This window comes from Spirosoma arboris, from assembly GCF_009754945.1.
GTDB classification, from domain to species: Bacteria; Bacteroidota; Bacteroidia; order Cytophagales; family Spirosomataceae; genus Spirosoma; species Spirosoma arboris.
This window is the reverse complement of sequence record NZ_WPIN01000015.1, coordinates 128218-151227: the sequence shown is the minus strand read 5'-3', so window position 1 is coordinate 151227 and position 23010 is coordinate 128218. Positions and strand designations below refer to the sequence as shown.

22 protein-coding genes are annotated in these 23010 nt (G+C 46.1%); 6 read left to right on the top strand and 16 right to left on the bottom strand.

The window, feature by feature from the left end; all coding sequences use genetic code 11:
• Nucleotides 1–105: 105 nt before the first annotated feature.
• Nucleotides 106–1509 (bottom strand): tyrosine-type recombinase/integrase, encoded by a 1404-nt coding sequence (locus GO755_RS30305; RefSeq protein WP_157589183.1) that lies wholly within the window; start codon nt 1507–1509, stop codon nt 106–108.
• Between the two features lie 252 nt (nt 1510–1761).
• On the opposite strand from GO755_RS30305, the gene GO755_RS30300 reads away from it, so the two are divergent.
• From GO755_RS30300 to GO755_RS30285, 4 genes are all read left to right on the top strand, one after another.
• The gene (locus GO755_RS30300) at nt 1762–2640 is read left to right on the top strand and encodes a CPBP family intramembrane glutamic endopeptidase (RefSeq protein ID WP_157589182.1); all 879 of its coding nucleotides are present in this window, start codon (nt 1762–1764) and stop codon (nt 2638–2640) included.
• Between the two features lie 33 nt (nt 2641–2673).
• Nucleotides 2674–2892 (top strand): putative signal transducing protein, encoded by a 219-nt coding sequence (locus GO755_RS30295; protein WP_157589181.1) that lies wholly within the window; start codon nt 2674–2676, stop codon nt 2890–2892.
• Nucleotides 2873–3706, top strand: a complete 834-nt coding sequence (locus GO755_RS30290) for a phosphatidate cytidylyltransferase (protein ID WP_157589180.1) — start codon at nt 2873–2875, stop codon at nt 3704–3706. Before GO755_RS30295 ends, GO755_RS30290 begins: the two co-directional genes overlap by 20 nt.
• A gap of 267 nt (nt 3707–3973) precedes the next feature.
• Nucleotides 3974–4705 (top strand): carboxypeptidase-like regulatory domain-containing protein, encoded by a 732-nt coding sequence (locus GO755_RS30285; RefSeq protein ID WP_157589179.1) that lies wholly within the window; start codon nt 3974–3976, stop codon nt 4703–4705.
• A 15-nt stretch (nt 4706–4720) separates the two neighbouring features.
• Here GO755_RS30285 and GO755_RS30280 read toward each other — a convergent pair whose 3' ends face one another.
• On the bottom strand, nt 4721–5497 hold the full coding sequence (locus GO755_RS30280; protein ID WP_157589178.1) for a UDP-2,3-diacylglucosamine diphosphatase: 777 nt from the start codon (nt 5495–5497) through the stop codon (nt 4721–4723).
• A gap of 287 nt (nt 5498–5784) precedes the next feature.
• On the opposite strand from GO755_RS30280, the gene GO755_RS30275 reads away from it, so the two are divergent.
• On the top strand, nt 5785–6549 hold the full coding sequence (locus GO755_RS30275; RefSeq protein ID WP_157589177.1) for a hypothetical protein: 765 nt from the start codon (nt 5785–5787) through the stop codon (nt 6547–6549).
• A 121-nt stretch (nt 6550–6670) separates the two neighbouring features.
• Here the strand turns inward: GO755_RS30275 and GO755_RS30270 are convergent, their stop codons facing one another.
• From GO755_RS30270 to GO755_RS30210, 13 genes are all read right to left on the bottom strand, one after another.
• The gene (locus tag GO755_RS30270) at nt 6671–7114 is read right to left on the bottom strand and encodes a transposase (protein WP_227687139.1); all 444 of its coding nucleotides are present in this window, start codon (nt 7112–7114) and stop codon (nt 6671–6673) included.
• Nucleotides 7115–7416: 302 nt separating this feature from the next.
• Nucleotides 7417–8412, bottom strand: coding sequence for a biotin synthase BioB (gene bioB / locus GO755_RS30265; RefSeq protein ID WP_157589176.1), 996 nt, complete (start codon nt 8410–8412; stop codon nt 7417–7419).
• A gap of 124 nt (nt 8413–8536) precedes the next feature.
• Nucleotides 8537–10489 carry a pyrroloquinoline quinone-dependent dehydrogenase gene (locus GO755_RS30260; RefSeq protein ID WP_157589175.1) on the bottom strand — a complete coding sequence of 651 codons (1953 nt, stop codon included), beginning with the start codon at nt 10487–10489 and terminating at the stop codon, nt 8537–8539.
• Nucleotides 10490–10608: 119 nt separating this feature from the next.
• Complete coding sequence (locus tag GO755_RS30255; RefSeq protein ID WP_157589174.1) at nt 10609–11835, bottom strand: acyltransferase family protein; 1227 nt, start codon at nt 11833–11835, stop codon at nt 10609–10611.
• Nucleotides 11836–11944: 109 nt separating this feature from the next.
• Entirely contained in the window at nt 11945–13153 is a 1209-nt protein-coding gene (locus GO755_RS30250; RefSeq protein ID WP_157589173.1) for a helix-turn-helix domain-containing protein, read from the bottom strand.
• Between the two features lie 111 nt (nt 13154–13264).
• Nucleotides 13265–15031, bottom strand: a complete 1767-nt coding sequence (gene sppA / locus GO755_RS30245; protein WP_157589172.1) for a signal peptide peptidase SppA — start codon at nt 15029–15031, stop codon at nt 13265–13267.
• Nucleotides 15032–15147: 116 nt separating this feature from the next.
• Nucleotides 15148–15750 (bottom strand): inorganic pyrophosphatase, encoded by a 603-nt coding sequence (locus GO755_RS30240; protein WP_157589171.1) that lies wholly within the window; start codon nt 15748–15750, stop codon nt 15148–15150.
• 52 nt (nt 15751–15802) lie between these two features.
• Complete coding sequence (locus GO755_RS30235; protein WP_157589170.1) at nt 15803–16798, bottom strand: glycosyltransferase family 2 protein; 996 nt, start codon at nt 16796–16798, stop codon at nt 15803–15805.
• A gap of 68 nt (nt 16799–16866) precedes the next feature.
• On the bottom strand, nt 16867–17559 hold the full coding sequence (locus GO755_RS30230) for a tRNA1(Val) (adenine(37)-N6)-methyltransferase (protein WP_394351054.1): 693 nt from the start codon (nt 17557–17559) through the stop codon (nt 16867–16869).
• Nucleotides 17560–17680: 121 nt separating this feature from the next.
• The gene (locus tag GO755_RS30225; protein ID WP_157589168.1) at nt 17681–18319 is read right to left on the bottom strand and encodes a ribonuclease H1 domain-containing protein; all 639 of its coding nucleotides are present in this window, start codon (nt 18317–18319) and stop codon (nt 17681–17683) included.
• Nucleotides 18320–18372: 53 nt separating this feature from the next.
• A complete protein-coding gene (gene pepT, locus GO755_RS30220) occupies nt 18373–19620 on the bottom strand; it encodes a peptidase T (RefSeq protein ID WP_157589167.1) in 1248 nt (415 codons plus the stop codon).
• A 93-nt stretch (nt 19621–19713) separates the two neighbouring features.
• Nucleotides 19714–20178, bottom strand: coding sequence for a pyrophosphohydrolase domain-containing protein (locus tag GO755_RS30215; RefSeq protein ID WP_157589166.1), 465 nt, complete (start codon nt 20176–20178; stop codon nt 19714–19716).
• An 81-nt stretch (nt 20179–20259) separates the two neighbouring features.
• Nucleotides 20260–20820 (bottom strand): hypothetical protein, encoded by a 561-nt coding sequence (locus GO755_RS30210; protein WP_157589165.1) that lies wholly within the window; start codon nt 20818–20820, stop codon nt 20260–20262.
• Between the two features lie 304 nt (nt 20821–21124).
• On the opposite strand from GO755_RS30210, the gene GO755_RS30205 reads away from it, so the two are divergent.
• On the top strand, nt 21125–21808 hold the full coding sequence (locus GO755_RS30205) for an SDR family NAD(P)-dependent oxidoreductase (protein ID WP_157589164.1): 684 nt from the start codon (nt 21125–21127) through the stop codon (nt 21806–21808).
• 15 nt (nt 21809–21823) lie between these two features.
• Here GO755_RS30205 and GO755_RS30200 read toward each other — a convergent pair whose 3' ends face one another.
• Entirely contained in the window at nt 21824–22996 is a 1173-nt protein-coding gene (locus GO755_RS30200; protein WP_317165978.1) for a M28 family metallopeptidase, read from the bottom strand.
• Between the last annotated feature and the right edge of the window lie 14 nt (nt 22997–23010).

Genomic DNA, 23010 nt, shown 5'->3' with positions numbered 1-23010 from the left:
TTAAAAACCGAACACACGAAGAAGGGATGTTCATAAGTCTTATCAAAAATCCAGGTGGTATAGTGGATAGCCATGGTACACTATGGTGGGTTTACTGGAGCACTGTTACTCTTTCTTCCTGAACACTACCTGCATTGGTTGAGAAATGTCCTGTTCCTCCCAATTCTTGGTATAAATTTCTGTCGTCTTTAGGCTTTGGTGGCCCATCATGAGCTGAATGTCATACAGCGTTAAGCTGGCTTCTTCTTTCATAATACGAAGGGCTAAGTCAGCAAACGAGTGCCGGGAACTATGCATGCGGAGCGGCTTGGATAGATTAGCACCTATTTCGATTTCTTTGAGTGCTCCATTAATTGACTTATTCCAGTGATTCAGCGTCGTGCTAAACTTTCGCCGTACTTCAAACGAGGCTTTTTTATACTGCTCATGGGTCAACAGCCTAGCGTATTCTTTTGAATTATTCAGTAAAGGCAGGACATAGTCAGTCGCTTTGGCTTCTGGATTCCACCAACGTTTCAGTAATAATCTCCCCTCTTCGAGTACTGGCGTACTAATCAGGTGGCCAGTCTTCTGCATTTGATAGCGTAAATGGACCGGCTCTCCATCCCGGTTTAATTCGAACTCGCAGTAGCGAAGCTTAATCACATCTGAAATTCTGGCACCGGCCAATACCCTGGCTAACATCCATATTTGAAAGGCGATTTCATACGTGATTACTTTTCGCTTTGACTCAATGGGGGCAATCTTAATTTCATTTATTAATGTTTCTGTCAGTTTGGTTTTTGGCGTCTTTATTTCAACTAACGCTTCTATTTCTGTCCAGGGCGATTGTAAAGCTGCCTGCTTTTGTGAAAGCCCTTTTTTGATAAGAACCAGTTCATGCAGATTATTCAACCTGCCCATGATCTCATTGATGGTTGAAGGCATTCGCTTGTCCCCGCGTTTATTCCAGGCTTTATTCTTTAAATGGTCACGGAACTCTCGGACAACGATGGGAGTAACACTTTGCAGGTAGGTGACCTCTGCTTTATCGCCCAGGAAGTTTTTAAACAGGGTTCGGGCGCTCAGTTTACAGGCATAGGTTGCGTAAGCCTGCTCTTTGACCTGTTCAAGTACTTCATCAAGCAAAGGAAAGTATTGATCAATAACCCCTTCCCGGAATCGTTCGGCCAGGAGCGAGGGCGTCAAATAAGGGAATTCTTTAAGCCACTCACCAACCTGTTTTTTTATGCGCTCATATTCCTGTAGGATCTCATCGTTCAAGGGTTCGCGCTTTGGATGCTTAACCACCCACTTGCCCCAAACCACCTTCCGGTCAGTGTTAGGATTCTTCTCTTTCTCCTTTTTCAGTAGTTCAGCATCCCAGTATCTGGAAGCATTCTCTATCTTTACTGAAGTGAGCACTCGTCCAGGTTTTTGGCCTTTCTGATGAAGACGCACCATAACCTGCGACCGACCGGACCGGTCAGGCTTGCTATTTAGTTCTACGTTATAGGTCAATCGAGCCATTGCCTACAAAGATAACTCTGACTGAAACGTTACTGAAATATTTTTAATGAAATTACCGAAAATGAATAGAAATCAGATACAATTGAAAGGGAGCAATACACAGCGAAAACGGCGATTTTTAGTTAAATTCGTGTGTTTTGCAAATATCACATACAAAACTAATCGCTAGTGCATATATTTACAGGAAATATGCAACCAGTCCACTTCCAAGAAGCGTCCCATTCACGCCCACCTACAATCGGAGGGCTGACCATGCTTGTTGGTTTTATACTTATAGGGGGCGTTGTAAGTACTTATCTTTTACTCGGCATTCTGGGCTTGAGTAAAGGAATGGACTTTACCGAAATCCAGGCATACCTGAAAGAACTGGCCATTAACCCCACTGGCGCGCCTACCAACTGGTATGAGCTTATGCTACTTCAGGCAATTAATCACCTTGGTACATTTTTTCTCCCAGCTCTGGTTTATTGGTATACCATCGAACGTCGAACATGGGGCCAATTCAACCCCCGACCTGTTTCGGCAGTAGCCGGTTTTAGTTTAGTGGCTCTTATCGTCATTGCTTTTATGCCCTTCGATGGTCTGATTATCGAATGGAATCAGAATTTGCACCTTCCCGAAACCTTAGCTCCCATTGAGCAATGGATGCGCGATCAGGAACAAAAACTGGCAGGTCTTACTAAGTATCTAACCTCCTTTCAAACAACGGGTCAACTGCTGGTAGCGGTTGTTGTAATTGCTATTATTCCTGCTATTGGCGAAGAAACCCTGTTCCGGGGAATCCTACAACGCAATTTTAGCTATTGGACAGGTAATGCTCATGTGGGCATTTGGCTGGCGGCTGCCCTATTTAGTGCTATACATGTACAGTTTCTGGGTTTTTTCCCCCGAATGCTACTTGGTGCATTATTCGGTTATCTCTATTTATGGTCCGGCAATCTGTGGGTTTCAATTCTGGCTCACTTCGTTAATAATGGATTTACGGTATTGATGGTCTATTTGCACCAGACAGAAATAACCTCTATGGATATTGAAAGCACTGAGTCAGTGCCAATTCTGGGATCAATGATGGCTTTCGGGATTACAGCGGGGCTATTATATTATTTTAAGCAGATTAATCGACCTACGTAGAACCTGCAAGTCGGTCTCTACACAAAAAACGCAATGACGGAAACCTGGGAATCAATTTATACTTCACCCCTGCCCCATCGGGCCGAACTGGCGAAAGCCCTATTGCAGGAACATGATATTCCGGCCGTAGTTATTAATAAACAAAGTAGCAGTTACCCCAGTATAGGAGGGGGAAAGAGCGAGGTTCATGTGCTGGCCAAAGACGCGGTTCTGGCCAAAGTAATCCTGGAAAATGAAGCAACGTTTAGCTAACTTATCGAACCTGCAGCAGCGAGTCATTGCGGCTGTAGCGGGTGTTCCTTTTATTCTGTTTATGATCTGGTATGATGCCTGGACGTTTGCACTGCTGTTCTGCGTGGTCAGTGCACTCACCCAGCGCGAATTTTACCGTCTACTCGGTCTCGATGGTTTTGAACCACTTACAGCCTATGGCACGGTCGTTGGCTGTATGATCTGTATACTAGCCTATTTTGTTGAAACCGATCAGATCGGCACTGGCAGTTACTTTCTTATTTGCCCAGCCTCATCGATGATTTTCCTGATTAAGCTCTACAAAAAGAAAGACATGAAGCCATTTACCAATATCGGCTTTACGTTTCTGGGAATTATTTATGTGGCTATGCCCTTTGCCTTATTGATCATTTTAGCCTTACAAGGAGGCACTTATCACCCGGCTATTATTACAGGTTGCCTGCTGTTGCTGTGGGCCAGTGATATTGGGGCTTATTTTGCAGGCACTAAATTCGGTCGTCGGAAGCTTTTTGAGCGGGTTTCACCCAAGAAATCGTGGGAAGGCAGTATTGGCGGGGCAGCAGCGGCTGGCCTGATAGCGTTGGGCTTAACATTTTGGGCGCCCGAACTGCGACCCTGGCAATGGTATTGCGTTGGTGGCATCATTGTCGTGACGGGTACCTATGGCGATCTGGTCGAGTCGTTGTTTAAGCGAAGCATCGCGATTAAGGACTCAGGCAGTAGTATTCCGGGGCATGGAGGTTTTCTGGATCGCTTCGACGGTCTATTGTTGGCGGCACCGTTTATTATCACCTTTCTAAAACTGTTTGCGTGATTCTGGGAACAGGTTTATCCTGTTTGAATACTAGCGTTTTACGGCTTTTTAGCAGCCTGTTTCATTCCTACATCATTCCCGATTAGTCTCTCAAAAGTTAGATTATACTGTCTTAAATTACCTTAAATAGAATCTCCACAGGGTTATCTTCCAGTCATAATGCTTAAATTTGACAGGGTATCCGCTCTAATTCTTTCTTAAAATTCGGGTAGTCGAAACCATATACTGCCTTTTACTCGTTTACTTTGTAGTTTAGATTGTAGGTCTATGAAGAAGTCGTTGACGTTATTGATATCTATTCTGGTGTTGTCTGCCTTGGCGGGGCTCTTTACGACCGTACGGGCGCAAGGGCAGGACCGACAGATAACGTTTACAGGTTTTATCACGGGTGGTAAAACGAACGATGCGTTGCCTGGCGCCTACATTTATATTCCGAAAGCGGGAAAAGGGGTTTTAGCTGCTCCCAATGGCTATTTTGCGTTGCCAGTTTTTCCGGGTGACAGTGTCATTTTCAGCTATGTTGGCTTCCGTACGCAATACCACATTATTCCCCGCCGAATAACTGACCTTACGTATTCAGCCGTAGTAGCGTTGCAGGAAGATGTTAAAACGCTGGCCGAAGTGAAGGTTTATCCGTATGCAACGGAAGAATTGTTCAAGGAGGCTTTCGTCAATCTGAAACTCCCCGACGAGAAAGAGCGGGAGAACTTAGCCAAAAATATGGACCCAGTGGCGATTATGCGTCAGGCAGCTACCATGCCAATGGGTGCACTGGCCAATCACCAAAACTTTGTTAACCAACAGTTCTTTGGCCGAGAGTCCATTATTGGCCGTAGCGCAACGCCCACTTTTGCCTTCACCAATCCCTTCGCCTGGGCCAACTTTATCCGCTCAGTTAAGCGTGGAGACCTGAAAAATAAAGAGTGGCGCAGTGAAATCAACAAAGCCCCTCGTGAAAACGTATCCCGAAAGGATATTTTACAGGACGCTAACAATTAATGCTTCGAATAGTTTCTACTTCCATTCCTGAAGCGCCATTGTCGTTCCATCAAAAACACCATACGTTTTTGCGAACACCCATTCGCCGAGGTTAATATATCGGCTGGTAGGTGTTACGGCAAGATCAAGTGGTATGTGGCGATGGCCAAAAATATAATAATCGTGGTGCGTTCCGGCTTCTACCTCCTGGCAGTATTGCCAAAGCCATTCCTTTTTTTCACCCAGAAAGTGCTCTTCTCCTCTTTTTAGGTTGCTAATGCGGCTCCGACGCGACCATGCGTGAGCCATGCCAATACCTAGATCAGGATGTAACCAGCGAAACAATTGCCGGGCTAATCCACTTTCAAAGACCGTTTTCAGGCGTTTGTAAACGAAATCACCGGGACCAAGGCCATCTCCGTGGCCAATAAAAAATCGTTTCTCACCGATGATATAGCGACGTGGTTCCCGATAGACAGGAATTCCCATTTCCTGCGTGAAGTAATCGTTCATCCACATATCATGATTACCCGTGAAGAGTATGATACGGATACCCGCATCGGTAAACTCAGCGAGTTTTCCCTGTAATCGAACGAATCCTTTAGGAATGCTACGCTTGTATTCGAACCAGAAATCGAATACGTCACCGACCAGAAAAATCACCTCGGCATCTGCCCGGATTGTGTCAAGCCAGCTAACAATAATTCGCTCTCGGTCGCGGCTCTCTTTATGCGAGGGAGTCCCTAAATGAAAATCAGAAGCGAAATAAGCTTTTCGACCAGAAGCAAGGGGAATGGATTCGATTTCGGACATAGATACAGTTTATTCAGCCGCAAAACTACATAACGAAAGCTGATCTTTTTAACCTGATTACCTACTCTGAAGCAAACGAAAACCCGCCGGTAGCCTCTCAAGACTATCTGCTCTCTTAAATCTTGTCGTTCACTTGGTCAGCATTAAGATCTGCTTAAATCATTCAAAAATTGTACTGTTGCCTAATTCAAGGATGCTGTAGACCCTTTTCAAATCATGCAAAAACATCGGACGGACTAAAATGGTATTTAAGAAAACGCTAATTTTGGCTTTTCTCCAAATAGACCATGAAAATCAAATCGCTACTACTGGCCTTTCCCGTACTTTGTTTAGCCTGCAGTAACCCCGGTTCTGACACTGCTGATCCAGCCAGCCAAATGGATGCCAGTCCTATTCTGGCCAAAAGACCCGCAGGTGTCACTGCACTCTCTGTCGATTTCGGTTACGACGAACCTTGTAATATTTTGGGCGAAGAGTATGTTCGCAGCACATTTAATTTAGGCGAGAAAACAGAATTAGAAGAAGCCCACGAGCACAACGGTTGTGAATTTGCCTGGGAAGGCAATAAAGTTCTTGTTTCTTTTGGTGGCGCCAAACCTTATCCGTCTGTTTATCAGGCTGAATATCTTTTCAATAAGATGTATCAGAACAAGCCAGCTATGGCCTCAGCGCCAGTGGTTGAAGCTCCTGAATCCGAAACGGTCAATAGCTCAGAAGGAACCAGCCCAGAAGCAATCGTAAGTGATGAAGAGGCTACCGAACATCACTCAACCGACGACAACCAACCAAAGCATGGTGGTATAACGGCGGCAACTCCTCATCTTACAGAACCAGCCGTTAGTTCAGGTCATTACGAGGCTGTTCCAAACGTGGGCGATAAAGCGGTTTGGGATGCCACCACCGGTGCCATGCACGCTCTTTACAACAACCACATTATTAATGTAACGGTTGAAACAAAAGGCAAAGCCGAAGTGAAGAAAGAACAAGCACAAAGCTTAGTCGAAGTGCTGATCGAAAAAATTGCCGAGAAAGAATATATACGGCGATTATAATTGATAATGAATTTTCCTAAAAAAAGGGGAGTCGAAAATAGCTGTGCCACGGTTTAAAACCGTGGCACAGCTATTTTCGACTCCCCTTTTTTTAGGCTCTTGGTGCTTCCCGTCTCAATGATTAATATAACTGAACAGCAATGTCTTCAGGAAGTAATCCACTCGAAAACTGGATAAAATTTATCCAATCAGCATCAATAAGTTGGTAGGCTATATCCTTTGAGCACAATGTGCCATTCCGGAAATTAGCATAGTCAGGAAAAGAAGAATACGGCCAATCCTTTAGTACTTGAACAAGGCTAGCCTGCACAGGATTCTGATGAATGTAATTTAGGCAACTCAAACTATAGTCAATTTTTGTTTCATGGCAACCAACGAGTTTTGCTTTTGTATTCTGTGCAAATAATGATCCTGTACGGTTTTCCTGTTTATTGATCGCCTGTGCGTAACTACTCAATAATTGCCTAAAACCATCACTTAATTCAGTCTGAGTGATGAGTTGGCCCTGCTTCGTCAATACGGAATCTGATGTCGCCTGTAGAAGAAAGTGAAAATGATTAGGCATTAAACAATAGGCAAGTAGGTTGCATTTAGGCCTAACATATTGTCGAACTTTCCTGAGAAAGAAAATATAATTCTCCGGCTTAAAGAAAATATGTTGCTGATTATTCCCCCTGTTATAAACATGATAAAGTTTATCTTCTCTGAATTGCACGCCTACAAATAGTTATGAGTTTAATACAAAGTAGCGATTGATATACCCGTATACCCGTGCCACGGTTTGGAACCGTGGCACGGGTATACGGGTATATCAATCGCTACTTTGACGTACTTCCTAAATAAAAGTCAACTTATTTTAGTTACATCTCAAACCGGTATCTGCTCGAACACAACGGCAGGTTGCGTCGCGTCTTTGAATGCTTTACGCGGCCGGATATTTAGTGTCTGAAATAATTGTTGGTCGGTATCAACGTCGGGGTTGGGCGTTGTCAGTAATTTGTCGCCAGCGAAAATCGAGTTGGCACCTGCCAGGAAGCACAGGGCTTGCTCTTCAGTATTCATTCGAACCCGCCCGGCCGAAAGCCGAACCATTGCCTTCGGCATGATGATACGAGCCGTGGCAATCATCCGAATCATTTCCCAGACCGATACTCGTGGCTGGTCTTCCAATGGCGTTCCTTCTACCGGAACAAGCGCATTTACTGGAACCGACTCTGGGTGTTGTGGTAAGGTCGCCAGCGTGTGCAGCATGCCAATTCGGTCCTGATCGGACTCACCCATGCCGATAATCCCACCCGAACACACTGAGATTCCAGCTTTGCGGGCATGACCAAGGGTGTCTAGACGATCGTCGTAAGTGCGAGTACTGATGATGTCTCCGTAGAATTCTTCACTCGTATCAAGATTATGATTATAGGCATACAAGCCAGCGTCTTTTAGCTTCTGGGCCTGACTTTCGGTAAGCATGCCCAGTGTACAGCAAACTTCGAGGCCCATTTCGTTTACACCCTGTACCATATCAAGTACCTTATCGAAATCACTATTGTCACGCACTTCACGCCAGGCGGCACCCATGCAGAAACGTGTGCTACCAGTATCTTTAGCGCGTTGTGCAGCCGTCAATACTTCGTTGACCTCCATCAGTTTGTGCACTTTGACGGCAGTATGGTAGCGTGCTGCCTGTGGACAATAGGCACAGTCTTCGGGACAACCGCCCGTCTTGACCGAAAGTAGCGTACAAACCTGCACCTCCTGCGGGTCGTGGTGCTGGCGATGTACGGTGGCGGCCCGATACATCAGATCTAAAACGGGTGAATTATAAATTTCGGCGATTTCAGCACGGGTCCAATCGGTACGAAGCATAGCGCTGGGTAAATGGTTAATGTAGTAAGTGGGTCAAAAATAGAACCGGGTGAGCAGAAACAAAAACATCCAGCCTGGAAATTGGCTGGATGCACACCCATGTAAAGCGGGATTCTCGTTAAAATCAAGGTAACCGATATGCTACCATGTAATCGCCCAGTTTCGTGCCCAGTTTACCGTGTCCACCAGCAGCAATCACAACGTATTGTTGCCCATTTACCTGGTATGTCATCGGCGTAGCCTGTCCTCCTGCAGGGAGTGCGACTTCCCATTGAAGACTGCCATCCTGGGTTTTAAAAGCTCGCAAATGGCCATCTAAACTGGCTGCAACAAATACAAGCTCACCGGCAGTAGTAATTGCTCCTCCGAAATTTAACGAACCCCATTGTTTAGCTTGCGGGTATTTTGCAATATCCATCATGTAGCCTAAAGGCACCTCCCATTCCAGCGTTCCTTTTCGGAGATTAATAGCCGCCAGCGTTCCCCAGGGCGGTGGGGTTTGCATCTGAATACCCCGCTCATCTCTCATGAACATATAACTTCGTTTTAGTACGTAGGGCGTTCCTGACTGCATCCCCGTTTCTGCGCGCAGTAAATCCTGATCATTTTTCACCGATTCGGCTAACTTCTCCCGGGCCAACAACCGAATAACAGCTGCCATGCGGTTAACATTGGTGATCAGCAGGCCCGATCCTGGATCATAGCACATACCACCCCAGTGAATCCCCCCCACGTTACCCGGTGTCATGAGACTTCCCTGAAGTGACGGCGGTGTATAAATTCCTTCGTAGAGAAGGCCATCCATCCGCTTTTGGGCAACAGCTTTATCGGCAGGAGTCATGCCCCAGGCTTCTGCTTTTTGCAGGCCAAGTGCTGGTAGTGTTGCCGGAAAGGGTTGCGTAGGGAACGCTTCTTCGCCCGGAACCGTCGATTTAGGTACAGGTCGCTCCTCAACTGGCAACAACGGCACGCCTGTTTCCCGATTCAGAATAAATACAAAGCCCATCTTGGTGCCAACAGCTACTGCAGGCACGGTTTTGCCATTGAGTGTAAACGGAAGCAACAACGGTTGTGAGGCATTGTCATAATCCCACAAATCGTGGTGAACCGTCTGAAAACTCCAGACGACTTTCCCCGTCGAAGCTCGAATGGCGACGATTGAACTGGCGAATAAATTCTTTCCCAGTCGTTCGCCCCCGTAATAATCCGGGCTGGGGCTAGTAGTTGGGATAAACACTAAATCCCGCTCGGGGTCGGCAGAAATAATAGACCAGGCATTAGCAGCTCCTGTTTGATTGGCATTTGGCCCTTTCCAGGTCTCGAAACCAGCATCTCCTTTTACACGGGGAATAGGGTCCCAGCTCCAGCGCAATGCTCCTGTTACCGCATCATAAGCCCGTACCACTCCCCGATCGTAATTGAATCGCTGATTATCGCCCATTGACGAACCGACAACGATGGTATTGCCAATGACGGCCGGTGGAGACGTAACGCTGATATTACCAACTCCCGACCGTAAATCCACACTTCCCGTTTTTCCGAAGGTCGAAATGGGCTTACCGGTAAGCGCATCTAGGGCAATTAGTCGGCCGTCGATAGTAGCCACGAAAATACGTTTGGAAGCTCCCGTTGAAGCGCTTTTATCATTGGGTAAAGGCCAGACCGAAACCCCTCTCGACGTAAGTTCTGATAAATCCTGGCGCAAGTAAACGTCGGGGTTATAATCCCATTTTTTCTGACCGGTAGCTGCATCAATCGCAAAAACCCGTGAAGTGGGTGTGCTAAAAAAAAGCGTTCCATCAACCATAATGGGCGTCGCTTCGAAAGCGGCTTTTTCTTCTGCAGAGGTGCCTTTATATTGTTCTAATTCGCCCGTTCGGAACGTCCAGGCTACAGCTAATTGCTTTACGTTTGTTGGATTAATTTGCGTGAGGGGCGAAAACCGCATACCACCCACATCATTCCCGTAGGCTGGCCATTCGACCGTATTGGCAGGTTGCTTTGAGATTGTCTGCGCACATACCGCAGCAGATAGATTAAACCAGAGTGCTATCAGGCTAATAAGTTGACTTTTCATAAGAATTTCATCTAAAAAATTTCGCGTTCTCGCCTGGCTCCTACAACAGGAGAGTGGCTTTTTCATACTGTGGGGAGCGTTGAAAATCATGAATTTTTCATTGCTAATTAACCCCTTGATCAGGCAGGTACAGAATCTGGTTTCTTCTCTTGCTTTGCTTTGAGGCCAAGGAAAATCCGTGTTAGTTTAAACGGACGGATTAGCAGCAGATAAACGACTACGCAGACGACTAATGAAGAAAGGCTTATCGTCAGAAATCCATCATAAACGCCTAAGCTGGTTTTTGTCAACACGTAGTAGCCAATTAGCAAAATAACAGTCTGATGGATGATGTAAAACGGATATACGGCTTCGTTCAGTTGGGGTAAAATCGGATGGTTCTTATTTAGGTATCGATATCCGTAGGCAATCGTCGCCAGTACCGAAAACCAGGTCAGACCAAGCCCGTTAAAACTGAACAGGGTTATGACCAGTCGGGAATTATCAAATTCCTCCTGATTGACAAAGAAGCGAAAACTGTAAAGAATAACCGTGCAGATAATCGTCGCGACCAGAAAATACCGTCGTTGATCGGCAATGGTTTGCCAGAAACTCCGCCGACTAATAAGCAAATACCCTAGCCAGAAGAGAATTAGGTTCTTCATAAAATAGGCCCAGTCGTTCACCAATGCATGAGTTTCGTTTGGAAATAAGCCCCCCAGAGCCACATCGTTAAGCAATAGAAGGCCAACGAGCCACAATGCCCCGCCTGGACGGGCAATGAGTCGCCCGATTTTATCCGTAAACCGTTGTCCAGCCTCACTTTTAAGCCACTTGAATAGCGGGATGCTCAATAATGAATAGAAGAAAAGATAACAGATAAACCACAGGTGATGCCAGCTAAACGCTCCCCCTGCTCCCCCATCCTGGTATGGCTGAAACTTGAGTACTTCAGGATAAAACTCAGCATAACTCCCTGAAAATCGCCCTCGGAATAACCACTCGACGTAAATCTGAGGAGGTACGATGACGAACATACCAAATACCAGCGGCACAAATAACCTTCGGACTCGTTCGCCAGCATACGTACCATAGGAGCGTTTTTTCAGGGCGAAGAATGTACCAGCACCGGAAATAAAAAACAGGAGCGGCATTCGCCAGCGGTGGAGCCAGCGCATGACGTATTCCATGGGCATGCTATGTTCAGCGCTTTTGATATGAAAACCCCAGGAGACGTAAATCATACCAGTATGGTAAAAAAACAGCGTCAGAATGGCAATGATACGAAGCCAGTCGAGGTCGTATCGACGCTGGCTAAGAGCAGGTAGCACGGGGCTAGAGGTTCGTTGAAGCAATGTCGGCTGCATAAGCTTGCGATTTAGTTTATGCAGCAAAATTGGCCCTGCTACTCTCCAGATGCCCTATGTCCCGGTAATAACGAAGTTCGTGCCGACCGGGAAGAACCTATTTTAGAGCCTATGCCTTCTGCCGGAATGCCGTACCACCCAAATCTTTTGCTCGATATTGTGCCGGGGTTTGATTTGTGATTCTCTTAAAAGCTGTATGAAAAGCAGACGGGGAATTGTAGCCGACACGCTCTGCAATTTCATCAATTTTTAAGTGAGCCATCGTAGTGTCTGTTAGTAGCCGCTGTGCTTCGGCAATTCGGTAAGTCGCCAGCCAATCGAAGAAGTTCTGCCCCAACCGATCATTGAGTAGCTGCGACAAGTGGTGCGGACTGGTATTTAGCCGACTGGCGAGTTTAGGTAATGATACATCACTATCGAGATAAGGTTTTTCTACGTCAAGCAAGCGGGCAAGTTTAGCCAAAACAGCATCTTCAACTTCTTCCGATAGAGCCGATTTTTCGTATTTCTTTTTGGGTTCGACCGATGAATCTGGTTCGATAACGTTCGGTTCAGCAGGGGGTTCATCCCGAAAAAAATCAGATCGGCTCATCACTAAAAAACTGTTCGTGTAAATCGTGATCGCGATGTAGGTAGCCAGCAAATAATCGCCAACATCATTAACGAACTGCGGCTTGACCAGGACAATCAGGAATGGTACGAGGGCAAATAACCAGCTCGGTAAACGAAGGGATTTTAATTTGACAGATGAGCGTAGTGTTGCGTCCTGACGGCTTGCTTTCCGAATAGCCAGCAACGCCAGAATAGCGTAAATAAAACAACTAATAAGTGTCATCTCGCTAATCAAATCACGTAGCCCCGTAAAATCATCCTCCCAATAGACATGTTGCCGTATAAATGGCAATTCGGGATGCTGTGAATTGATATAAGAGTTGTATTTGAACTCAATAGGCTGAAACATCCAGGTCACTGAATTAACCAGCCAGATACCAAATGGCACTAAATGCCAACCCCAGCGATGTGGTAATCGCTGCCAGAGCCGACTGAAAACGAAAAAGTAGAACAACGGCCCCAGCAAAAAATTGAATGGCTCAGAAAAATCTCCTGTCCATAATATCCGGAATGTATAGTTTGTGTAGTTCAGAAATATCTCTCCGCTGATCGCCGATAAGACCAGCATAAACAACCCATGACACCGATTAGAGACATTCTTCCCGCGCTCACCAGTCAGGAAGAAAATACCCAGAAACAGGCCCTGCGCTACACCCAGAAAAATGATGAGAGCGAACAGATCAAGATGAATGGGAAGCGTTTGCATTAAAGGCGGCCGTTGCGTTACGCAAGATAAAAAAAAGACCCATACGCCGGGCCGCGGTAGCGGTTTAAGGATCGTATGGGTCTAACTAACTACTAGTAATCCAACTTTAATCTATCGAATCGTAATCTCAAAAGGCATTCGCATTTGAATCCCTTCCAGGGTTTTAAGCTTTTTCAGATACTTTACATAAGGAGCCAGTTCACCAAGTTGTGCCTGAATCCGGCTTTCTTCATCACCACCAAACGAGCTCATTACCTGTTCGAAGAATGGTTTCTTACGAGGCTGGTATCTTAGTTTATAATCACCTTCTTTCAGTTTAGCCGATTGCGCAGCTAACTCAATAGCATCGTCCAAACCACCCAGTTTATCGACCAGACCAATAGCTTTGCCCTGGCTCCCCGTCCATACACGTCCTCCCGCAATAGCCCGAACACTATCGACAGGCAATTTACGACCTGCCGCAGCCTTACTCGTGAATTGGGCATAAATCCGCTCAGTTGATCGTTGCATGGTCTGCTTCTGAAAAGGCGTCATTTCGTGCGTACCCGTCGGGAAATCGGAATTTTCGTTGGTTTTCACACGGTCGTAGGTAATCCCGAGTTTATCTTTAAAGAAGGTTTCGGTATTAAATAACAGCGAGAATACGCCAATAGAACCCGTAATCGTGTTGGGCTGGGCCACAATCTTGTTGCAACCCATGAGCATATAATAACCACCAGAAGCGGCATAATCGGACATCGAGCCGATAACGGGCTTAGCTTTCTTAGCCAGCTCAACTTCGCGATACATCACATCCGATGCTAGGGCACTACCTCCACCCGAATTAACCCGAAGCACAATCGCTTTCACTTTATCATCTAGTCGGGCTTTCCGTAATTCTTCGACAATCGTTTCGGAGCCAATGCTATTATCTCCGCTTTTGCCCGAGTGAATATCGCCTGAAGCTACAATGACGGCAATGCGATTTTTGCCACTGCTTTCAGCATCGTCAGTCTCTGATTTTTCGTACTTACTCAGTGAAATGTAGTTGATTTTCTTTTTCTCATCAACGCCCAATTGCTTCCGAATCACCCCTTCCAGCTCGTCCTGATACCCAACATTGGTAATAAGTTTGGTACGCAGAGCGTCTTCGGGTGTCTGAATGGTCAGTTTATCGGCATAGCGTTTCAACGAATCTACCCGAAGTCCACGGCTTTGAGCCACTCGCACCAGCATGTGGTCGTTGATCGAGTTCAAAAATGAGGTAACCTGGCGTTTGTTCGGTTCACTCATATTCTCGCGAATGAATGGTTCGACCGCACTTTTAAACTCCCCTACCCGAAAAATTTCCGGCTTGAGTCCTAGCTTATCGAGTGTGCCTTTAAAGAACGACAACTCGGCATTCAAGCCGTTCCATTCCAGTTCACCAACTGGGTTCAGGTAAATCTTATCGGCAACTGATGCGAGGTAGTAGCCTTTTTCGTTCATGCCCTCGGCATAGGCATACACAAATTTCTTCGACTGTTTAAAATCGATCAGGGCATTACGAATCTCTTCTATTGTCGCCCATCCTGCCGCTGGGTCTTCAGACTGGAGGTAGATGCCGCTAATGTTATCGTCCTCTTTAGCATCTTTTAAGGTCTGTTTCAACTCAATCAGACCAAGGGCATCGCCCGTTCCCTGAATCGGCCCAAAACCCTCAAAGGGATTTTCACTACTCCGCTCTTCAATGGGCTTATCTAAATTTATTTTGAGTACAGAATTCGCCTTTACATCTGTTTTCTGATCACTGGACGACGACAACGCTGCTGCGAAACCGATTAGTAACAGAAAGCCAACAAACGAAAACAGTACCAAGCCAACTAAAGTAGCCAGAACATATTTAAGAAACTGTCGCATGTATTAAAATAAATTGGAGAACCTTGTTAACAGGTTATTACAAATATAGCCCGGAAGTAAATTCCCAGGCTATAAAAGTGTTGAATGCGTAAAACAGCGGACAAGTGGTCCCCTTATTACATCAATTTATAATCATTGATGGACGTTTGAATAACCTCCCAGGCTTCGGCTTGCCCATAGATATTTGCCAGTTCCATAACGGCAGGTTCTTCGGGCAGATTTTTATAGGTAAGGAAGTAGTGTCGTAGCCGTTTTACCACTGCTTCGGGCAGTTGGCCGAGTTCAGTATATTGTCCATACATAGCGTCACCTTTCAGAACGGCGATAATTTTATCGTCAGCCTCGCCTTTGTCGATAAGCCGAAAACCACCGATTGGGATAGCCTGTAGAATCAGGTCACCGTGGGTAATCTCGCGCTCCGTCAATACGCATATGTCCAGTGGGTCACCGTCGCCCATTTCCACAACCCGTCCTGACTTATCACTCGCTAATTTGGCAATTTGATCACCACAATACGTCTGAGGGATAAAGCCATACAGCGCAGGAAGCACATTGGAATATTGTTGGGGACGATCTATTTTGAGATAACCCGTTGTTTTATCAATCTCATATTTAACAGTATCGGTCGGTACAATCTCAATAAAGACTGTTACTTGTTTGGGCGCTAATTCGCCTATCGGAATACCATGCCAGGGGTGCGCCTTAAAATTACTCTTCATTGCTTTTTACTAGAGAGGTTGTGATTTTAATTTATTTATAAATGAACATCGATTATGCCACCACTTTTTGCTCTGAAAAACCGACCCGCTCGGCAATCTGTAAATCGCCACTTTTACCCAGTGATTGGCGAACCAGCATTTCTCCCAGAAAACCCGCAAGGAACAACTGAACGCCCAGAATAATAGCTACTAAACCGAAGTAAAACAGTGGATTATCGGTAGCGTTCCGAAATTTAACACCCTGCGCAATATTAATCAGTTTTTCAACGATCAGCCATATGGCCAATACCGTACCTACAAAGAACGACAATGTACCAAACGTACCAAAAAAGTGCATCGGCCGCTTACTGAATTTTTGAACAAACGCGATCACCAGTACATCCAGAAAACCATTGACAAAGCGTTCGAGACCAAATTTAGTCGTGCCGTATTTGCGCGCCCGGTGCTGAACAACCTTCTCCCCGATCCTACTAAATCCATTCCAGTTCGCCACAATAGGCAGATTTCGGTGCATGTCGCCATACAACGTCGGCGCTATAGTTTTCACGACTTTCTGCCGGTATGCTTTTAGGCCGCAGTTGAAATCATGCAAGGGCACGCCCGAAATCCAGCGCGAAACAGAGTTAAAGAGTTTGGTCGGTAATGTCTTCGTAATGGGATCGTAGCGTTTCTGCTTCCAACCTGACACAAGGTCGTATTTTCCCTCCGTAATCATTCGATATAGTTCCGGTATTTCATCGGGACTATCCTGCAAATCGGCATCCATTGTAATGACAACTTGCCCACGAGCGGCCTGAAAGCCCGTTTGTAGAGCCGCTGTTTTGCCATAATTTCGATTAAACCGAATACCACGTACAGTTGAATTCGCAGTCGCCAGTCGTTCGATAACAGCCCACGAATCGTCGGTACTGCCGTCGTCAATGAACAGGATTTCATACGTAAAATGATGTTCTGTAACCACTCGTACAATCCAGTCGTGCAGCTCAGGCAGCGACTCATCTTCATTGTAGAGCGGAATCAGAACGGTCAGTTGAAGCAATTCTGGCATATAGTTGACTAAAACACACCAGCATAACAGCAAAGTGCGTAAAGATTATTACAAAGGTCGCAGAGTTTTCAGAAAATCAGGTAAAAATCGCGAAGCAAAGCCCGAAATTCTGCTGTGTACGTTTCTCTAGATCCATTTCCTCCAGGCGGATTCTGTGGATTAGTTTCGTAAATAGCCAGTGTTTCATCTATAGTTTGACTACCTCCGAACGAAAAACCCGTTATCACCCGAAAAATAGGTTTTTGCCTGTTGTGTTTGAGAAAAAGCCGTTTAACCGGTTTCAAACCCAGATTTTGCGCCAATTCCGTTAGTTTCTCTGTTTCGTAAGGTGGCAATAATACCCACCACTGCCCGTCTGGTTTCATCAACCGGACAACGGCCTCTATCAGTTCCGAGAAAGGTAATTCGTCGGTATGTAGCGCGCGATTGACGGCCGCATCGGGTGAGCGAAGGTTGTTTGTGTAAAAAGGCGGATTAGTCAGGATCCGGTCGTAAAGCCCCTCTTTGGGGATGAGGTAAAACTCCTGAATACGCTGATGAATTACGCTAACCCGCTCCGCAAACGGGCTGGCAATTACATTCTCACTCGCCTGCCCAAAAGCAGCCTCGTCGACTTCAACTGCATCGATCTCAGCCATCGTGTTACGCTGAGCGGCCATGAGTGCCAGCAAACCCGTGCCTGTGCCAATATCCAAAACGCGCCCACCTGTACCTACATCGGCATAAGCACCTAGAACACACGCATCGGTGCAAACCTTCATGGCCGTGCGATCCTGCCGAATGGTGAATTGCTTGAAAGAAAACAAGATATATATAGTGTATGGTGTATGATATAGGGTGTATTATCTTTCATATATCATACACCCTATATCATACATATTTTTACTTTCTGCCAAAATCTGCCGGATTTTCACCCCAGACGGTGGTTTCCCATTTCAGGACCGGGTTAGCGAAACGGTGCGTCTTAAGCCAGGTTTCGGCTCGGTCGAGTAGTTCGAAGAGTTCGGCATTGCGGGATGTCTCTTCGAGTTTGGTATTTGCTTTCTTCTTCTGAACCCAGCCAATGGCTGTTCTTGAATCGGAGTAAACCGGAATATTGCTATTTTTTTGATGTAGCAACGCCAGCGCATGAACAATGGCCAGAAACTCACCTATATTGTTGGTTCCATCGGCGAAAGGGCCTTTCAGAAATAGTTTTTGCTTCGTAGCCAGGTAGATTCCCTGGTATTCCATATCGCCAGTAGCGGTATTCCAGGCGGCATCAACTACCAGACTATCCTGAATGGGCGAACCCACCAGACCATCTAATTTACCCTGTTTCCCAGCGGGTTTCGTCGTCTGGCCAATATGAACATGCGGTTTGTCCTTGAAGGCTTTTAGTGCGGCTGGCTTGCTGTCGAATGACTTGAACAGGGGCTTAGCGAACCCATCAGTCTGTAGCTTGGCTTCATCCCAACTATCATAAACGCCTGGCTTTCGTCCCTGCCAGACAACGTAAAATTTCGGCTTTTTCTCGGGCATATGTCAGTCTCTTTCAGCAAACATATCAATAATCACTAGGAAGTAGCCAACGCTTAGCTCCGCTCTTCCCATACCTGCGCTACGTTCACAATTACATCAACGGCTTTCTGCATATCCTGCACCGATACCCATTCCAGACGAGAATGAAACGCATGCTCACCCGCAAAAATATTGGGGCAGGGCAAACCCATAAACGACAACCGCGATCCATCTGTACCACCCCGAATACTACGTCGTTCGGCTGATAACCCCGCCCGCCGAATGGCTTCGAGAGCATTATCCACTACCGAGGGATGCTGGTCAAGCACATCTTTCATGTTCCGATATTGCTCTTTCACAACCAGTTGCGCCGATGAGCCGGGATAGTTGCCCAACACATCATCGAGTTGGTTTTGCAGGTAGGTTTCTTTTTCCTGTAAACCAATTTCAGTAAAGTCCCGGATGATGAATTCCAGAACTGTCTGATCCTGATTACCTTCCATACGAGTCGGATGCACAAAGCCCTCTTTAGCTTCCGTCGTTTCGGGAGAAAGCGCATTTTTTGGCAAAGCTGCTACTAAATCAGCGGCAATTTTCAGCGCATTTTCGAGCTTGCCCTTCGCAAAGCCCGGATGAGTGCTCACTCCCTGAATGGTGATCTTAACAGCATCTGCAGAGAAGGTTTCATCTTCCAGTGTGCCCAGTGCTTCGCCATCGATGGTATAGCCAAAATCGGCCCCTAATTTCTTAATATCTACTTTTTCTGTACCGCGCCCTACTTCTTCATCAGGGGTGAAAAGCAATCGGATACGACCGTGTTTTATTTCGGGATGGGTTAACAGGTAATTGGCAGCATCCATAATTTCGGCTACTCCAGCTTTGTTGTCGGCCCCAAGCAAGGTAGTTCCGCTAGCGGTTATGATGTCATTACCAATCTGATGAGACAAATCAGGATGGTCGGCAACCCGAATGATCTGCGATGCATCATCAGGCAACACAATATAGGAGCCGTTCCAGTTCTGATGAATCATCGGCTTCACGCCTGCGCCGGTCACATCAGGGGATGTATCGACGTGTGAGCAAAAACAAATAGTGGGCACATTTGTCTTGTCGGTATTGGCTGGAATGGTAGCATAGACATAACCCCATTCATCGAGTTCAGCATCCGAAATACCCATGTCGAGCAGTTCCTGAACCAGTACGCGACTGAGGTCTTTCTGTTTTTCGGTGCTGGGATTCGACGTCGATTGCGGATCTGATTGGGTGTCAATCTGAACATAGCGCAGAAAGCGGTCAACGGCTGAGTAGGTGTAGTTTTCCATTTTTTTAAACGCAAAGGCGCAAAGAAAAACGCAGAGAGCGCAACGATAAAAGCAAATGTTCTTTGCATATATCTTCGCGCTCTCCGCGTTAATTTATCCCAAAATTCCCGCCAGATCAGCCGGGGAGTAATTTACACTTTTGAGTGTCTTGTGATCAGCGTCGCGAAACACCAGAAATTTACCGTCCGATTCAATGAAATGACAGGGAAATCCTTTGGCCTGATATTCGGCTACTGTCGCTTCAGCTTCGGCAATCGTCAGACAGGCTTTACTCATGTTTGAGCGTTGTACTTCGTCAAAAAGAGCTTTGAATTTATCGCCCAATCCAAACTCAAGCACTGCTCCAGATAACACGTACTGTAAGTCGCAGAGTGCATCAGCTACGGCTACAATATCACCTTCTGTAATGGCTTCGCGCAATTCATCGAGTTCTTCAGCCAATAACGACACACGTAGCTGACAACGAGCTGCTGAAGGGATTTGGGGAGTTTCTAAAACAGGAGCATGAAAGGTGCGGTGAAATTCCGCAACCTGATTAAGAGAATCTGGTTGTTGCATGATCAAAAATGATGAATGATGAATGATAGATGATGAATGACAGCCTTGAAAATCATTCATCATTTATCATTCATCATTCGTTTAATTTTCCTCTTCGCTGGTGAACGAATACAACGTGGTATCGAGCGAGAGGGTGTTTGATTTAAAGTGGCTGACGAAATCTTCGATCACTTCGTCGGTGATTTCTTCGACATTCAGGCAGACATCCAGCGCAATTCCGTAATCAGATTGAGTATCGACTTCAACATGCTCCTGTACCTTGACAGTCTCCGTCTCTTCAATTTCCTCAATAATTTCGGTTAGCGCCGTTTCGGCTTCTTCCTCCAACTCAGGAGCGATTTTGTAGCTGGGTTTGCGCTCTTCAGGCGGTACATATTCAGGATAGGTTTTCTGAACCTGCTCGACCGCCATTTCATAGACTAAACTACTATGATGCAACCGAAGCGTGTAAACCAGTGTATCGAAGATAACTTCTTCTCCCTGGTACTGACCTGGAAACTGAATATGCACACATTCTCCTTCATCCAGCGTATCCAAATCGTCGTCTTCAACAATAACGAACGATTTACCTTCCTGCTTACACTCCTCTTTGAGTGCACTGATTTCCTCCGGGTCGAACCCTTCGTTTTTATAGTTAGCCATGCGACAAAAGTAAGAGTTAATAGACAATGAACAATGTAGAATTGATGAACTAGCCTTGGGCAGAAATTTCTATAGCTAGCCAACCGGCTCAAGCTCGATTTGTTAAAAGTTGGCCTGATGAAGTCTATACCCTATCGATAATGTGAGCTTCCCTCAACCAGAAGCTATTGATTCAAAAAAGGAACTAGCATTCTTCAAATTTAGGTTCTATAGGCTCCTTTGAGGTGATAATTAAACCATTTCGCTTAAAGGAATCTAGTTTACTAAAACATTAACTCAGTTCTTAACTCCAACTTTTGACGTCATGAAATCTGTACTTATAACAGGCGCTTCGGGCAATTTAGGCGCTAGCCTTGTCGATGAATTACACAAAAATGGCTATCACATTATTGCCACACTGGGTTCAGAAAAAGATCAGGGGATTTTCAGCCATCTGCCTAATGTGGAAAGTCATGTGGTGAACCTTCTGGAATCGGATAGTATAGCCGACTTTCTGAGCAAGATTGACGGTAAGCCCATTCAGGCAGCGGCCTTACTGGTTGGTGGCTTTACGGCAGGCGGTATCCATGAAACTGATGTAGCTATGCTTGACAAGATGTACCGACTCAACTTCATAACCGCTTTCAATCTTGTTAAACCTCTTTTGACAACATTCGAGGCACAGGGTGGAGGTCAGTTTATATTCATAGGAGCACGCCCAGCGATTGCACCAGAAGCAGGGAAAAATTTAGTTGCCTATGCCCTTAGCAAATCGCTGATTTTTGAGTTGGCTAGTCTGGTCAATGCTCATGGGAAAGATAAACAGATTTCAGCAACTGTTATTGTTCCTAGTACGATTGATACGCCAATCAATCGGGAAGCCATGCCCGATGCTGACCCAACGAAATGGGTTAAGCCAGAGGATATTAGCAAAACGATTGCCTTTGTTTTGTCAGATACCGGCAGAACGATCAACGAACCCGTTTTGAAGTTATACAATCAAGCTTAATAGCACATTGTAATTCTACCTGGCGAGCTGGTTTGCCAACCATTCCTTCACAACGGCCTCACCGAGGTCGACTGCCGTAGCGATGGGTTCCGGGTCGACATTTGCCAATATGTCGTCAGGCTGATGAATATGGGGCATTCGTCCGTCGGCATCTAATGCACACAACGCCAGAACCGGAATGCGATTTCGCACAAACCACACACTATCGAAGTCGGCGGTATGCCAGCGACCAACCTGCGCCCGTTCTCGAAACGACTCTGTTTCAATTAGTTGGCGAGCCAGGCGCGTAGGTTCGTTATTGTACTTAATTAGTTCGGCAGTACCCGTTTGCTCAATAATCGTTAGCTTCCCGGCGCCAAGGGTATCGAAATTAATAACCAAGGTTTGAGATTTCTTCCACTCCCGTTTATGGGCCTCGACGTAAGCATGGGCGCCAATCATACCCACCTCTTCGGCGCTGGTTAGTACTACTTCTAAATCCAGATCAGGTAAATTCGCCTGTCGGAGTCGGTCGGCGGTAGCTAGTGCCGCTGCTACACCTGTTGCATTATCGCTCGCTCCATTTGTATAGCCCTTCAGCCAGTAGCCTATCGTACCGATAATGGCTTGCAGAACGAAATACCCGATCAGTCCATACCGTATATAAGTCAGGTAAGGCAACGCAATTTTGAATACTTCGAGCGTAGCCAGGGAAGCCGCTAATAGCATCAACCACAGCGAAATAAGTAATGAGACCCGAAAATTAGCCTGCTGTTTTGGACTATAGAGTAATGATACTGGAGCCGTATCGTAGTGCGCTATTAGAATCACTTTTCGCCGATTCTCTTTTGCGCCGTTGGACCGCCAATTGCCTATGACATTATGTGCAGTATGCTGGATCGGAAATCGGACAATGAATGAATAACGCCAGTTAAAGTATTTCCAGGCCATCCAGAAAAAATACCAGACAAACCCCACTGCAACACCCGTAACTGGAATTAGAGCCAAGCCAGTAACTAAACCACCAATTAACCAATACACAATGGTCGTATAGGTTTTGGGCGTCTGAAACGGCTCCGCCCGAACAGCAGCCCCCTTATCTGTCAGATACGTTTGGAGTAGCCGAGCCGCTTCAGCCCCCTGCGGAGTAGCAGTTCCTCGATGTGGCAAAGCAGAAAGGTCGCGAAGAATATCTGAACCGGGATTCACAGGATTTTATTGGT

Bases quoted from the DNA above. Each gene is read 5' to 3' on its own strand.
- GO755_RS30275 (WP_157589177.1), top strand. From the start codon at position 5,785: ATGAAAATCAAATCGCTACTACTGGCCTTTCCCGTACTTTGTTTAGCC.
- GO755_RS30230 (WP_394351054.1), bottom strand. From the start codon at position 17,559: ATGAAGGTTTGCACCGATGCGTGTGTTCTAGGTGCTTATGCCGATGTA.
- bioB (WP_157589176.1), bottom strand. From the start codon at position 8,412: ATGCTTCGTACCGATTGGACCCGTGCTGAAATCGCCGAAATTTATAAT.
- GO755_RS30260 (WP_157589175.1), bottom strand. From the start codon at position 10,489: ATGAAAAGTCAACTTATTAGCCTGATAGCACTCTGGTTTAATCTATCT.
- GO755_RS30280 (WP_157589178.1), bottom strand. From the start codon at position 5,497: ATGTCCGAAATCGAATCCATTCCCCTTGCTTCTGGTCGAAAAGCTTAT.
- GO755_RS30285 (WP_157589179.1), top strand. From the start codon at position 3,974: ATGAAGAAGTCGTTGACGTTATTGATATCTATTCTGGTGTTGTCTGCC.
- GO755_RS30290 (WP_157589180.1), top strand. From the start codon at position 2,873: ATGAAGCAACGTTTAGCTAACTTATCGAACCTGCAGCAGCGAGTCATT.
- GO755_RS30270 (WP_227687139.1), bottom strand. From the start codon at position 7,114: ATGCCTAATCATTTTCACTTTCTTCTACAGGCGACATCAGATTCCGTA.
- sppA (WP_157589172.1), bottom strand. From the start codon at position 15,031: ATGCGACAGTTTCTTAAATATGTTCTGGCTACTTTAGTTGGCTTGGTA.
- pepT (WP_157589167.1), bottom strand. From the start codon at position 19,620: ATGGAAAACTACACCTACTCAGCCGTTGACCGCTTTCTGCGCTATGTT.
- GO755_RS30215 (WP_157589166.1), bottom strand. From the start codon at position 20,178: ATGCAACAACCAGATTCTCTTAATCAGGTTGCGGAATTTCACCGCACC.
- GO755_RS30305 (WP_157589183.1), bottom strand. From the start codon at position 1,509: ATGGCTCGATTGACCTATAACGTAGAACTAAATAGCAAGCCTGACCGG.
- GO755_RS30250 (WP_157589173.1), bottom strand. From the start codon at position 13,153: ATGCAAACGCTTCCCATTCATCTTGATCTGTTCGCTCTCATCATTTTT.
- GO755_RS30210 (WP_157589165.1), bottom strand. From the start codon at position 20,820: ATGGCTAACTATAAAAACGAAGGGTTCGACCCGGAGGAAATCAGTGCA.
- GO755_RS30225 (WP_157589168.1), bottom strand. From the start codon at position 18,319: ATGCCCGAGAAAAAGCCGAAATTTTACGTTGTCTGGCAGGGACGAAAG.
- GO755_RS30300 (WP_157589182.1), top strand. From the start codon at position 1,762: ATGCTTGTTGGTTTTATACTTATAGGGGGCGTTGTAAGTACTTATCTT.
- GO755_RS30240 (WP_157589171.1), bottom strand. From the start codon at position 15,750: ATGAAGAGTAATTTTAAGGCGCACCCCTGGCATGGTATTCCGATAGGC.
- GO755_RS30255 (WP_157589174.1), bottom strand. From the start codon at position 11,835: ATGCAGCCGACATTGCTTCAACGAACCTCTAGCCCCGTGCTACCTGCT.
- GO755_RS30295 (WP_157589181.1), top strand. From the start codon at position 2,674: ATGACGGAAACCTGGGAATCAATTTATACTTCACCCCTGCCCCATCGG.
- GO755_RS30205 (WP_157589164.1), top strand. From the start codon at position 21,125: ATGAAATCTGTACTTATAACAGGCGCTTCGGGCAATTTAGGCGCTAGC.
- GO755_RS30235 (WP_157589170.1), bottom strand. From the start codon at position 16,798: ATGCCAGAATTGCTTCAACTGACCGTTCTGATTCCGCTCTACAATGAA.